The organism is Endozoicomonas sp. Mp262 (assembly GCF_025643335.1).
In the GTDB taxonomy this organism is placed as follows: Bacteria; Pseudomonadota; Gammaproteobacteria; order Pseudomonadales; family Endozoicomonadaceae; genus Endonucleibacter.
The window spans coordinates 1,511,522-1,525,000 of sequence record NZ_CP092489.1; the positions used below are offsets into that span (position 1 = coordinate 1,511,522).

The 13,479-nt window shown below is 47.7% G+C and carries 9 protein-coding genes (1 of these 9 running past the window's edge); 7 read left to right on the plus strand and 2 right to left on the minus strand.

Features of this window, described 5'->3' with window-relative positions:
* Window positions 1–10: 10 nt before the first annotated feature.
* The 4 genes from serB (at window position 11) to MJ595_RS06580 (ending at window position 7,639) form a co-directional block, all read left to right on the plus strand.
* On the plus strand, window positions 11–1,198 hold the full coding sequence (gene serB, locus MJ595_RS06565; RefSeq protein ID WP_263081635.1) for a phosphoserine phosphatase SerB: 1,188 nt from the start codon (window positions 11–13) through the stop codon (window positions 1,196–1,198).
* 192 nt (window positions 1,199–1,390) lie between these two features.
* Window positions 1,391–1,717, plus strand: coding sequence for a hypothetical protein (locus MJ595_RS06570; RefSeq protein WP_263081636.1), 327 nt, complete (start codon window positions 1,391–1,393; stop codon window positions 1,715–1,717).
* A 72-nt stretch (window positions 1,718–1,789) separates the two neighbouring features.
* On the plus strand, window positions 1,790–3,022 hold the full coding sequence (locus MJ595_RS06575) for a hypothetical protein (protein WP_263081637.1): 1,233 nt from the start codon (window positions 1,790–1,792) through the stop codon (window positions 3,020–3,022).
* A 39-nt stretch (window positions 3,023–3,061) separates the two neighbouring features.
* Window positions 3,062–7,639, plus strand: coding sequence for a hypothetical protein (locus tag MJ595_RS06580; RefSeq protein WP_263081638.1), 4,578 nt, complete (start codon window positions 3,062–3,064; stop codon window positions 7,637–7,639).
* Window positions 7,640–8,049: 410 nt separating this feature from the next.
* On the opposite strand, the gene MJ595_RS06585 is transcribed toward MJ595_RS06580, so the two are convergent.
* Window positions 8,050–9,042: an IS30 family transposase gene (locus tag MJ595_RS06585; protein WP_263078067.1), complete on the minus strand. Its 993-nt coding sequence runs from the start codon at window positions 9,040–9,042 to the stop codon at window positions 8,050–8,052.
* Between the two features lie 105 nt (window positions 9,043–9,147).
* On the opposite strand from MJ595_RS06585, the gene MJ595_RS06590 reads away from it, so the two are divergent.
* Window positions 9,148–10,908 (plus strand): hypothetical protein, encoded by a 1,761-nt coding sequence (locus MJ595_RS06590; RefSeq protein WP_263081640.1) that lies wholly within the window; start codon window positions 9,148–9,150, stop codon window positions 10,906–10,908.
* 169 nt (window positions 10,909–11,077) lie between these two features.
* On the opposite strand, the gene epmB is transcribed toward MJ595_RS06590, so the two are convergent.
* Entirely contained in the window at window positions 11,078–12,076 is a 999-nt protein-coding gene (epmB, locus tag MJ595_RS06595; RefSeq protein ID WP_263081641.1) for an EF-P beta-lysylation protein EpmB, read from the minus strand.
* A 52-nt stretch (window positions 12,077–12,128) separates the two neighbouring features.
* On the opposite strand from epmB, the gene efp reads away from it, so the two are divergent.
* Window positions 12,129–12,698: an elongation factor P gene (efp, locus tag MJ595_RS06600; RefSeq protein WP_263081642.1), complete on the plus strand. Its 570-nt coding sequence runs from the start codon at window positions 12,129–12,131 to the stop codon at window positions 12,696–12,698.
* Window positions 12,699–12,856: 158 nt separating this feature from the next.
* Window positions 12,857–13,479 carry the 5' portion of an EF-P lysine aminoacylase EpmA gene (gene epmA / locus MJ595_RS06605; protein WP_263081643.1) on the plus strand. 370 nt of this gene lie beyond the right edge of the window, so the window shows 623 of its 993 coding nt (coding positions 1–623); the start codon lies at window positions 12,857–12,859; its stop codon lies beyond the right edge, outside the window.

Consider the following 13,479-nt stretch of genomic DNA (forward strand, 5'->3'; position numbering starts at 1 on the left):
TGGTCTAGTTGTGAGCAAAATAATTAAAGTTAATATTTCAGGATGTCATCAGCAAGGACTTACCCAGGCTATATTTTCAGCCCTTGCTGCCTGGGAGATAACACTGATTGATATTTATCAAACAGCGGACAGGGAAAGCCTGGATATAACCCTGTTATTACAGCTGCCTGACGACAACCCGGACAGTCCCCAACTCGATAGCTTGCTGGTATTGTGTACGGAGCAGCAATTGGAGTGCAGTTATCACCCGGTGATATTTGACCGCTTGCCCCCGTCTCCTCGTCAAGCTTATAACCATAGCAGCAAGGTTTTACTTTTGGCCAATACGCTCACAGTAGAACACCTGGGCAGGGTTGTTGGTGCTATTTTCGATAGTGGTTTGGATCTAAGGGAAATCAAATGTATATCTGAATCACTGGATTCTGAAGGAAAAGCTTCTTGTTCAGCTGTTTGCCTGACAATGGTAGCGAATAACCAATGGCCAGAAAATCCGCTAAGGGACTCATTGTCCGTTATTTCTACCGAGCTTCAGATCGATATTGTATACCTGAAAGGGGAAGAGGCGGAGAGCGATTACAAACTGGCTGTTTTTGATATGGACTCCACCCTGATCAAAGCGGAAGTCATTGATCTTTTAGCTGATGCGGCAGGGGTCGGTAAACAGGTGGCGAAAATAACCGAAAGGGCCATGCAGGGGGAACTGGACTTTGATAGCAGCTTTAGGGAGCGGCTGGCAATGCTCAAAGGGCTTGATGAGTCAGTGTTGAATGATATTGCCGAACGCCTGCCATTGATGGAAGGGGCAGAAACACTGATGGCAGGTCTTAAACAGCGGGGATATAAAACCGCTATCGTTTCCGGAGGCTTCAATTTCTTTGCTAACTGCCTGAAAAAGCAGCTTGGTATCGACTATGTCCATGCCAATGCGCTGGAGATTATTAATGGCAAAGTGTCAGGGCAGGTGGCAGGCCCAATTATCAATGGTCAGCGCAAGGCAGAATTGCTACATGAAATTGCTGCTTCCGAGGGATTTTCTGTAACACAAGTAATAGCTGTTGGTGATGGCGCCAATGATATCCCCATGCTCAACTCTGCGGGAATGGGCATAGCCTTTCATGCCAAGCCGCTGGTCAGACAGCAAACTCAGCATGCCATCTCATTGTTAGGGCTGGATAGCATTTTATACTTGCTGGATTAAAAATAATAAGGAGAAAAATCATAGAATGCGGATGCTGACGATATCAAGGCTGTAACCCTTAGAATTAATGGTGGCTATAATGGCCTGAAAGAACGGCAGGCTTTTCTAACCAGGGCAAAGGAAATGTTTTCTGTTTGATTTTGAGCTGGGAATGTTCACAATAAGCAAAACAAAAATAATAAGGAGTATCCTATGCCCACCTGGCTTAGCTGGTTAATTCTTATTCTGGCTATTCTGTTACCGGTAGGCTTTATTATCTATGCAGGCCGGGATATTACCAAAGAGCTGCCTGTCTTTAAGCTGGCGAAAGCCTGGAAAAAATTAGAGTGCTTTGAGCGACACCTGTTCAAAGTTGGCCTGGTACTCTTTATCCCCATCCCCATTTTAAAAAATCATATTCTGGCTGATACCTACCCCCTTGAATTTCTGGTGGAGCTCTTACCGGCTATTGCCAGCGCCATGCTGGTAACAGGCATTTTGGCGTTAGTCCGGGAGCTACACACTGAGTCCAGTCATTAATCAGCATCAGGTAGCTGTACTCCAGAGCTACCTCTCTTAATAAAAACAAATAAACATCGGGAGAAGTGCGTTGTGAGTTATTCCCATATTCGCTACATCGCTTATCACTTACCCACCATCGGCTTTAGCACCAAAGGGGGAGTTGAATACAGCCTGCCAGCAGGGTTACTGCTGGATCATAGTGACCAAAAGAAAATTTTCTCTGCCTACCCTGATATGAAGGTGGCAGCGGATATTGTTAACAGGGACAAAGTGCTGGCCAGTAAGCCACCGATTTATACAGTCAACCTTTTAGGTTCCCAAAGTGCTGTAAAAATGGTGAAAGGGGATGCGGATGTCTTTTCACGGGTGCAGCGTTTTTTGACAGCCTTAGAGCTGGCCGCCACAACCATTAAACACCGAAAGGATTTAAAAAAAGATGGTGTTCTCAACCTGTTTGTTGCCCCTGAGTTTTATTTTCGCCCCCCGGAAGAGCCTCGCTCCTATACACAGGATATGTATCAGGCCATATCGAATGTGCTGATGGAAACCATTGGGCAGGCCGAGGCATTGGAGCACTGGCTTGTAGTCCCTGGCACCATTATGTGGACGCAACAGTATACGGACATAGACTATCTGGAAAACACCACAAAACGTGTGCTGATCGATCAGAACTCTACCTATGTCATTAACGGCGGTGTGGAATTAAGAGGAGGGCAAAAGATTGATAAGTACACCCCATCACAAATCGATGGCCTGCCTTCACAGCGCTTGGCTAACGACGAAAAAATGGAAGGCATTGAGTTTGAGGGAGACTGGCTTTATCGAGCAGAGTTTATGAAGCGCAAGGATATCTGGCCCTCATTTTCAGACCATGTCGTATCCTTTGGTGGCGTAAAAATTGGCGTGGAGATCTGTAAAGATCATGGCGTACTCAAATGCTACCCCAAAACCACCGGTGCTATTTCTGCCCAGTTGGTTGTGGCCTGTGGCAAACCCCTTTCTCCAGCTAATACTGCCACCGTACCTGGAGGCATTGTTATGCGCTGTGATGGCCACCACGGGCCAGGCATCCGCTGGGACCAGCGCTTTGTGGCCCGCTATAAAGATATTCCCAATGACTCTGACCGCTGGGATGACAAAGCCAGGGCGGTGTTTAACCCCAGTAACCAGGATTTGATAGGGAGTTCAAATCCCTTTGTTCAGCTTGATATCCCCTTTGCAGGCGACCATCCACTCAACTGGCAACCTTCAGACAAAATCGATAAGGAAGAGTGGGTAAAATACAAACAGGGCTTAACTTTTTATTTACCTCAAGCCGTATAAGACAAATAAAAAAACAGTTATCCAATTTGAGGAGTGACCATGGATTTCTCAGCCCTGCAAAGTATTTTTGCCATAAAAAATAATAAAATCAGCCGGAAAACCCTTTCACTGAGTAGTAGCGACTTTCCCGGAACCCTGTCTGATTTTTTTACACTCTGCTACAACGATCGCACCCTGAATCTGAGTCAGGTCAAACTGGTAGCCGTTGACGATAAAAACCAGCGAATTGAGATAACCGGTGTCGGTTCTTATCTTGAAGTGCCTGATGTCCAAGCGCGCATACAGTGCTGGCTCGATGATAGCCAACAGGTGCAGTTAACCGTAGCCTATCAGTTATTAGGTGCTAATCCCGGCCCTAATGACTGGCGCTTTTCAAAAAGCTTTCCTGACTTACCCAAAACTCCGGATGAGACACAGCCCATTCTGTTTGACCGGGAAACCGGTGAAAGCTGGCAGAAAGAGCGGGTACCACTGGATGACTTTGCCTTTTTTAACGCCTCCTTTGTCGCGTCCAGTTGTGACACTGTGGATAGTCAGTCACAACAACCCCTGAAAAAGGGGATTAACTTTCTGGCTAAAATCCGCCCGGAAGGGCCACTGGCTATTGCCGCCAATGCCTTCAAAGTGACTTCAGAGCTGTCTGTGCATGGGCGTATCCGTTTGCCTGTGAGAGGGGAAACCACCGCAAAACTGCGCACACAGTTCATGGATACCGGTGCTAATTTTTTGTTCCCCTGGCATGTGGACGATCAGGTTGAGCATGGGCTTCCGGGCATTTTGCTCACCATAGCTATTGGAATAAACGACAGTTTAGGAAAAAACACGCTCACATTAGATGCCGACAGCCTGATGGTCTATACGCCCATTAGTGATGACTGGGTAATGTCGTCCACTAACCCGGCCTTTAAGCCAGTGCAGGGCTTTTCCGGCTCCATGGCTATTCCCTCAGCCAGTATAGAAACCGATATCACCCTGCCCTTTGAGCCAGGTATTCATCAATGGTTGGGTATTGCCCAATGCGAGGGGCTGTCCCTGGGGAATCTCAGCCAGATGGCTGGACTCAGTGGCTCAAAGGATGGCTTTATGGGCAACCTGCCCAAAGAGCTGCAAAAGATGGGGAAAGGCTTAGGCAAACTGGCATTCACCGGATTCAGTGTGCGGGTGGACTACAGTGATCTCAAGGCAATAGCCGTTAAAAATATTACTGTTGAAATTGGTATGCCCGAGCTGAACTGGGAAATATGGCCAGACCGGTTTGAGCTGACGCGTATCAGCTGTACCTTTACCATTGATAACCCTTTCTCCACCCAAAAAACAAAACCACGCATTATCAGCACCAAACTTCAGGCCAGCATGGATCTGGGAGATGTCTCCTGTAGTGTCACTGCGGATTCCAGGGATCATTTTACCCTCTATGCCCAGATGGATGCAGGCAATACCATTCCCCTTGGGCAGTTATTGAAAAAGTATGCATCTGATATTCCGGTGCCTGCCGAACTTACCGTTAGCACATTACGGTTAGGCGTATCCCCCGGTAATTCTTACAGTCTGGCGATGGCAATGGATGGTGAGGAGGGTTCGTTTCCCATCCCTATCGGGCCTGCCACCTTGCAGGTAGACGACATCTCCATGTTTGTGGCCTATGAAAAGAGTCAGGGGTTCCGGGGCTCTGTCAGTGGTGTCGTCAATTATCGCAATTATTCACTCAGTATGACTTACGACACACCGGGTGATGTGCTGATCTACAGTTATATTCCCAAAACCAGCCTGAACGAACTGTTAACCACCTTTACTGCCGGTGAGTTAAAGCTGCCCAAATCCTTTGACCTTGATTTTGAAAACAATACCGTACAGATCCAGAAGGCCGGTAAGGATTACACCTTCGTGCTGGTCACGGAAGTGGCTAATACAGGTTCTCTGGCTTTACAAATTGGCAAGCAGCAGGGGCAATGGGGTACTGCCTTTGGCCTGGTACTGAATGAATCCAAAATTTCAAAACTGCCGGGTCTGCAAGCCCTGAAAGTCATTGATGATACGGTCACCTTGACGGAGTTAACGCTGCTGGTGTCCAGCTTCGACAGTCCGTCGTTTACTTTTCCGGAAATGGCCGCCTTCAGTAACCCAAGCCTGAGCTCCAGCTCAATCCCCATGCCCTCCGGTGGTGGAGTGGTGGCAGGTTTTAATGCCCATGCCAGCTGGCAGCTGGATACCAAGCAGAAGGATATGAAACTGCTCAAGCAGATTCTGGGACTGGACCCGGCTATTGAGGTGACATTGCAGGTTGCTGAAAACCCCTCTGATGCAACCCGCCTGTTTACCTCCATCAGTACCAAACTCATGGGCAAATACCCGCTGGCAGCCCAGTTTGGTTTTATGCTGGAGAAAGGCAAGGTTTCTCTATTCCTGGCAGGCCAACTGACCCTCAAAATCCAGAAACAGCCGGTGAACTTCAATATGGCCATGAGCCTGTTACCCACCGGCGTTTATTTTGCCGGATCGGCAACAGGCACCATTAACTTTGGCAATGTAAAGCTCAGTAATATGGGGCTGGCTTTGGGCGTCAACTGGGGGGGTATTCCCAGTGTTGGCATCGCAGCCCAGATTGATACCAAGAAGTTCAGTTCATCCATTGCCGTGATTGCTGATTCCACTGATCCTTCAAAAAGTGTGCTGGCAGGCTCCGTCAGCCAGATGACACTGGCGGATATTACCCGTGAATTTGCCAAGGTGGTGAAACTGCCCGCCGAGGTGAATAAGGTTTTCAAGTCCATCAAGCTGCGCGCCGTGCGTACCTTTGCCATTGATTCGAAAACCGTTAATGCCCTGGACGGTAAAGACTACGCTGCGGTGTCCGCCGCCTTTGCTGCGGTGGAGGTGGCCATTTCTGCCAGTGAAGAAATGCTGCTGATTGTGGTACGTAAGCAAGGGCGTATCTGGAGCCTCACCGATATGGCTCAGGGCATGCGCCATTATACGGTAACTCTCAAAGGCAAAGTGCTGGAAGTGGCCATTACCCCCCAGGTTTATATCGCGCCCACCGGGGCAAGAATGGGAACACTGACCTTTACCCAGGGGTATTTTCTTTCCGGTTGCCTGCAAATACTGGGACAACGCTGGGCAACCCAGGTTGAAATCAGTGATCGCAAGGGGATTGCAGCCACTTCCTATATGGATAAGCCACTGCAAATTGTTCATAAAGATTTCTTCCGTTTTAGTGATTATGACAACAAGCGCGGCCCACTTATCAGCCTTTCGTCGTTTAAGCAGCCCAAGCATGAGATTCCGGCACTGCGTAATCCCCATATGGCGCTGAGTGGCCGATTGCGGTTACTGGGACAGGAGTCTGCTGCCTTGGCCAACATTACCACCAAAGGTGTGGATATTATTGTTGAGTCCGATACCACCATTACCATTAAAGAATCATTTATTAGCGGACGCTATGACCTGGACTGGAAAATTGCGGGCTCGCTGGGTTCTCCCACGGATATGTTCCTCAGCGGAGCCATTAACTTTGGACTGAGTGGTAAGTTTGATCTGGCCAAGCTGCTAACGGTCAAGGCTGACCTTGGCAAAATCATAGTGGATACCTCCGTTAAGGCGGATACGGAAATGGGCTATCAGAATAACAAGGCTTATGTGGAGCTGGATGCTACCTTTGCTTTCGCTGGCAGCCACTTTACCTTCACTGCTGAAGCCGATGCCAAAAATGCACAAATTGAGAAACTGGCCAAACAGGTGCTCAATGAAATCAAGAGTGTAGTCACCACCCTTTATGACACAGCGGAAGAATGGATCAATGCCCTTGATAAAGGGGTTGTTGAAATAGGTAAAGCGGCAGGCACTGTGGGCAAGGCACTGAAGTCTGGCTATAAGCAAACCGCCAAGGATGCCACTCAATTACTGCATAAAACCGGCAGAACCGCAGAACAAATTGGTGGTGAATTAAAGTCTGGCTTTAATACGGGGGTTCAGGAAGCGGTTAAGTTACTGGGTGAAGTAGGTATCAAACCAGACGACATTGGAAAGGTAGCCCGTAAGACCTATAAACAAACTGAAGCACAAGCAGCCAAGTTACTGAAAAATGCAGGTCATGGCGCTGATGATATTGGCCGGATGCTAAAAGGTGCCTATGGCAGCTCCAGTGCTTCTATCGCCAAAGCCCTGAAAGGTGTCGGTCATGATGCCAACACCGTTGCCAAAACCCTGAAGACTGTGGCCAAGGCAACGCCTGCCAGTATTGCCAAGGATTTGAAATCAGCAGGCATTAACGCCCATGATATCGGCAGGGCCATGAAGGGCATTGGTCAGACCGATGAAGCTGTGGTCAAATTACTGAAAGGTGCTGGCTTCCCGGTTAAAGATGTCTCAAAAGCCATGAAGAACACATTGAAAATCAGCTCTGAAACCGCAGCAAAATACCTGCGCAGCGCCGGATTCAGTTCCAATGATATTGCCAAGATGCTAAAAGCCGGGGACTTATGGAATAAAGGCCACAAAAGTGTTGCCAAAATAATGAAAAAGGCAGGCTTTGGCAAAAGCACCGTGAAAAGCGCAATGAAGGCGGCAGGCTTTGCTAAAAAGAAAATAGAGCAGGCATTTGGCTGGTTGAAGTTTTAACCGGGATTCCTGCCCTACAGGAATTCACTGTGTAAGAAAACTCAAACCCTGCATACTCTCAGCCCTCATACCGTACAGGGAATGTACGGTATCCATTTGACAATGAGGTAAATTGTGATCAGCACGTATCACTACTGCCATCCATTGCACATAGACCCTGCAAAGTCCATGGTTGATCGTATCATACGAGCATATTTTGTCGTTTATATTGAGACTCGGCAGTACTTTGTAGAGAGCCAATATAATATGATGGTCAGGTTTATATGTAGTGATAACCTGTTGAGTACATGTGTGATGGCCTGAGGAGTCTTGAAGCAGGATTGACCGGCGGTAGCGTGGGCGGATTGGTTTACACCATATTTCTTGGCGAATTATTTCATTGAATATTTGACTTTTAGTTATGCCTGAATTCAAGTCATAAATGCATAACCCATGACTTTTCTTGCATTCACTCCAGTTAACTCTTTGAATGCCTCATATGGTGTTTTGTAACCGAGGCATTTCCTGGGCCTGCTGTTCAGCTTGTCTACCGCAATGATAACGTCTCTTTCTTTGACGTTATGAAGCTCCATTGATTTGGGAAAGTACTGCCTGAGCAGCCCATTGGCATTCTCATTCTGGCCTCTCTCCCAAGAGTGGTAGGGCACAGCAAAGTAGCTGTCGCAGCTCAAGGCTTTGTTGATTGCTTCATGCTGAGCAAATTCCTTACCGTTGTCGTAAGTGATCGTTTTAACAAACCTTTTCAGGGGCTTGAGTGTATCAATCACTGCCTGTTTAACCGCTTTTGCTTTCTTTCCTGGCAGCGGAACAGCAAGGCGCAGTTTAGTCTTTCGCTCATCCAGTGTGGCAATGGCACCCTTATGGTTTTTGCCGATTACGGTATCCGCCTCCCAGTCACCAACACGCCCCCTGTTGTTGACGATCTCCGGGCGCTCTTCAATACCTACCCGGTTAGGTATGCCTGTTCGGTTATGAGCTGAACCATATCGCTTTCGGTACGTTTTTTTCTGATGGCGCAAGTGTTTATACAGGGTACCGTCAGTGCGCTTATCATCCTCTATGAACTGGTAAATCGTCTCATGATGCAACTTGATTATCCCTTCTTTTTCAAGCCTTCCAGCCACTTGCTCAGGACTCCAGTCAGCCCGGATATCTTGAGCAATCCGTCGCTTAATATCTTCCGTCAACTTCACCGCCTTGGGTTTTTCCTTATGACGCTGTTGAGCCTTACGATGAGCCTGCTGGTGCCTGTAACCACGCTGCCCTGTGTTGCGTCCTAACTCCCGTGACAGCGAACTCTGTGAACGCCCGAGTTTTTCTGCAATTTTATTTTGAGAAGTCCCATTTTTCAGTTCGATTTCGATATAATGTCTCTCTTCAGAGCTAAGGTGCTTAAAGGCCATCCTTGGCGTCCTCTGTTTGGTTTGGTTGCTTAACAGAGTACCCCTGAGTTCTGATTCACTTCAAAGGCTCTGTAACAACCCTCTGGTTACAGAGGTTATGCATTTATGATACAAATTCAGGATAACGCTCTGCTTTATTATTCAAAAAAAAAATTGAACCAGCATGACCATGGGATTCTAGCCAAACGCTTGTTTCAGGATAATTTCACACCCCAGAAATGGTTCTTTTGGGTCTACCCCATTAATGGCCTGCAACAATATTTTGAACAAATGTCAGTGCCAGTATCAAGCCGTCCTCCCCATGCGGAAACAATGAGATTTGAATTTGTAAGAGTTCGCAGCTACTGGTCATTTCCCTCCAATATCAGGGTGTCGCCGATCGCCATGGCCCGGGTTGGTTTTTATTACACCGGTAAGTGCGCTGAATGCCGCTGCTTTTCCTGTGGCAAGGTGTATAAGGAATGGCGGGATGGCGATGACCCTTATGTTATTCATCAACAAATATCCCCCTCCTGCTTTTATATGAATGGCCTGGAAAGCGGCAATGTGCCTATTCATGAAGAGGATCGGTATAAGCCTCGTCATCAGGTCGATCAGATCTTATGTGGCTCTGTGCCACCGGTTAATACGGCAAGGTCTGCCGCTCTGGCTGAGGCCGTGGAAGTACCAGGGATATCCAGTACAAGGATCTCGCAAATTCCTGTTTCGAATCCGCTCCTGGTTTCTACCAGCACTATTAACAATGGCGGCATCCCGATTAGCACCGTTAACAGTGGCGGTACCAATACCAGCACTATTAACAATGGCGGCATTCCGATCAGCACCGTTAACAGTGGCGGTACCAATACCAGCACTATTAACAATGGCAGCACCCCGATCAGTACCGTTAGCAGTGGTGGTACCAATACCAGCAGCATTAACAATGGCGGCACTAATACCAGCACCAGCACCAGCATGACGGTAGGAGTCGAGCCAAGCAGAAGCGGTGTTGACACGTTGGGTATTAACTTTGAAAAGCCGCGTTATCCTGCTTATGCAGTATTGACAGTGAGGATCAACACCTATAATGGCTGGCCCACTTATCTGGATCAAACCCCGAGAGACATGGCGATGGCAGGCTTTTTCTATGCAGGTTACGGTGACTATACCCGTTGCTTCTTTTGCGGTGGTGGGCTACGCAACTGGGAAGCAGGAGACGATCCCTGGATAGAACATGCCCGCTGGTTCCCCAAATGTGCTTTTTTACGCCAGAACCAGGGGGTCGGTTTTGTCAATACCATTCAGGCCCGCCATCAGCAGGCGGAATCCACCAATGAGCTAAGCCAGCCGCCACTGAATGAGGGGCATCCAAACAATACCATGGACAGTGCTATGGTTTTGGCCCTGAGGGAAATGGGAAAGAACGATACGATTATCAATGAAGCCATTGATCGCTGGAAAAATCAAAAACGACGGGAAGGTATAGCTATTGACGAGACCAAAATGCAGGCCACAGAAATTTATGAAGTGATTCTGCTAATAGAGAATGAGCGTGCCTCGGGTGCATCTGCTGCATCATCAGGTCAGCAGCTTGTCCAGTCCGTCGATGCTCAGACTTCTAGTGCTTCTTCTGAGGTTCAGGCGAGCATGAGTAATGGGAACATTGATCGATCGCAAGAGCAATTTGAAGATCTAGACAAAGTCATAGATGAATATAATAAGTATAAAAAGCGGTTGACCTGCGGAATATGCCAGGATCGCCCTAAGGCAATGGCCTTTTTACCCTGTGGGCATCTGTATTGTTGCCTCGACTGTGCGCCTGCCATGAGAAAATGCCCAGTCTGCAATGATTTGGTTAAAGGCACGATTAAAACGTTTTTTCCATAACTAATGTCCGGTTAAGCATAACCAGGTTCATGTTGATTAGATTAATAGTTTATCCGCCCTTAGGGGAGCTGCAGCGCAAAATTTACCAGGCTCAGATATCAATACTTCGGTAGGTAGGGCTTCTGGAGGCTGTAACGGTAAATTTTTGTCTTCCTCTCCCCTTACTTACTCACAGTGTAATGGGGGTTTTGCTGGTGTTACCGGCTATCTCTCGTACCAGTTTTGGCACTAGGTAACCAGGGCATTGGATCATCATTGCTTTTATCAACTGCACTGCCCTGTCTTCATCAATATCAAAATGAGCAGCCCCCTGAACCCGGTCAAGTACATGCAGGTAATAGGGCATAACTGATGACTGAAACAGCTTATGACTCAGGTTAACCAGTGAGTCGGTGGTGTCGTTGATTCCTTTTAATAGAACGGTTTGGTTCAGAAGAACAACACCTGCCTGTCGCAATTTAGCCAAAGCCGTTTCAACGGAATGATCAATTTCATTGGCATGGTTACAGTGAATCACCATCACAGGTTTCAGGCGGCTGCCGGTAAACCAGTCAATCATTTCCTGTGTGATGCGCTGTGGGATCACCAGTGGGAGGCGAGTATGAATTCGCAGTGTTTCAACATGGGGTATCTCACTCAGGGCAGTAACCAGTCGAGCCAGCCGTTTGTCATTGGCTGCCAGCGGGTCTCCACCACTGAGAATCACCTCTTTAATGCTGTGATCAGAGGCAATGTACTCCAGGGCGCTATTCCAGTTATCACCCCCCAGCTGATTGTCTTCATAGGGGAAATGCCGGCGGAAGCAGAAGCGGCAGTTAACGGCACAGGCTCCGCTGGTTATTAACAGCAGGCGACCATGATACTTGTGGATAACTCCGTTTCGTGGTGTTTGTGCATGTTCTCCCAGGGGGTCCAGGCTATACCCCGGGACTTCCATGAGCTCTTTGCCCAGAGGCAATACTTGCAATAGTAAGGGGTCATAAGGGTTCCCTTTTTCCATTCTCGATACAAAGGCCCTGGGTATTTTTAAGGCAAATTGTTTATCTGCCTTAATGGCATCCGGTAACAGGGAATGCTCCAGCTCCAGCAGGTCCAGCAATTCTTCAGGGCTTGAAACAGTGTTTGACAGAGCCCCCTGCCAGCCCTCTTCCAAGGGGGGGGTATGCACTCTGAGCTCAGAACGGGTTATCATAGCCGTTTTTGATTTCCAGGTAAGATTGATGGCTAGTTATAGTACCAATGAGTTTCGTTCCGGTCTCAAAGTAATTCTCGAAGGAGATCCTTGCACGATCATTGAGAATGAGTTCGTTAAGCCCGGTAAAGGACAGGCATTTAACCGTGTTAAATTCCGCAACCTGATGACAGGGCGTGTCTGGGAGCGTACCTTCAAGTCTGGTGAAAACATCGAAGCGGCCGATGTGATGGAACTGGATATGGAATACCTGTATACCGACGGTGAATTCTGGCACTTCATGATGACCGATGGCTCTTATGAGCAGCATGCAGCCAGCAATGATGCAGTAGGCGATACGGTTAACTGGTTGAAGGAACAGGAAGTCTATACAGTAACCCTGTATAACGGTGCGCCTATTTCTGTGGTTGCGCCTAATTTTGTTGAACTGCAAGTGGTTGAAACGGATCCGGGTCTGAAAGGTGATACTGCCCAGGGCGGCTCTAAGCCAGCTAAGCTGACTACCGGTTATTCTGTTAAAGTGCCCCTGTTTATCACTGAAGGTGAAGTGCTGAAAATTGATACCCGTACCGGTGAATATGTTGGTCGGGTGAAATAACGAACATTGTTCGTCATTATTGAGGAGGGGTAGGATGCCTCTCCAGCTTCTTTATCAACGCAGTCTGTAAAATAAGAGTTTCTTTCCTAAATTATTCCCCCTGGCTTGCTATTCCCTGTTATGTTCTTCTCAAGATGGAAAAAATCAGGAGTAGAAGCATGCCCTCAACAAATAGCTGGAAACCATCTGCTTCAATGATGGCACTAAAAGAACGGGCAACGTTGTACCGAAATATCAGGCAATATTTTGATCATCAGGGTGTCATGGAAGTAGAAACCCCAATGCTATCAGCTTCAGCTACGGTAGATGTCTATATCGATAGCTTCCATTGTGATTTTAAGCCCATTGGTGGAGGTCACTCCCGAACTTGCTATCTTCATACGTCTCCAGAATTTGCAATGAAAAGGCTATTGGCTGCAGGCAGTGGTGATATCTATTCTATGGGACGGGTTTTCAGGAATGGTGAGGCCGGGGGGCGTCATAATCCTGAGTTTACTATGCTGGAGTGGTATCGGGTGGGGATGGATCAACAACGGTTGATGGATGATATCACTCATCTACTCGGTGTGGTTTCTTCATTTATAGAGGTAAAGCGCTGTAGCTACGGTGAATTATTTCAGGAACTGCTTGGGATTAATCCTTATTCCGCATCTGATGGAGAGCTAAGCCGTTTGGTAGAAAAAAAGGTTGATGCACGATTGGCTGGGCTAGACCGGAATGATTGTCTGGATCTTTTGTTTTCCAATCTGATAGAACCTACCTTAGGTGCTGATAATCCAAA

What these genes read in the sequence shown, in the direction of transcription:
- MJ595_RS06570 (WP_263081636.1), top strand. Translation starts at nt 1,391, where the DNA reads ATGCCCACCTGGCTTAGCTGGTTAATTCTTATTCTGGCTATTCTGTTA.
- MJ595_RS06580 (WP_263081638.1), top strand. Translation starts at nt 3,062, where the DNA reads ATGGATTTCTCAGCCCTGCAAAGTATTTTTGCCATAAAAAATAATAAA.
- MJ595_RS06585 (WP_263078067.1), bottom strand. Translation starts at nt 9,042, where the DNA reads ATGGCCTTTAAGCACCTTAGCTCTGAAGAGAGACATTATATCGAAATC.
- MJ595_RS06590 (WP_263081640.1), top strand. Translation starts at nt 9,148, where the DNA reads ATGATACAAATTCAGGATAACGCTCTGCTTTATTATTCAAAAAAAAAA.
- efp (WP_263081642.1), top strand. Translation starts at nt 12,129, where the DNA reads ATGGCTAGTTATAGTACCAATGAGTTTCGTTCCGGTCTCAAAGTAATT.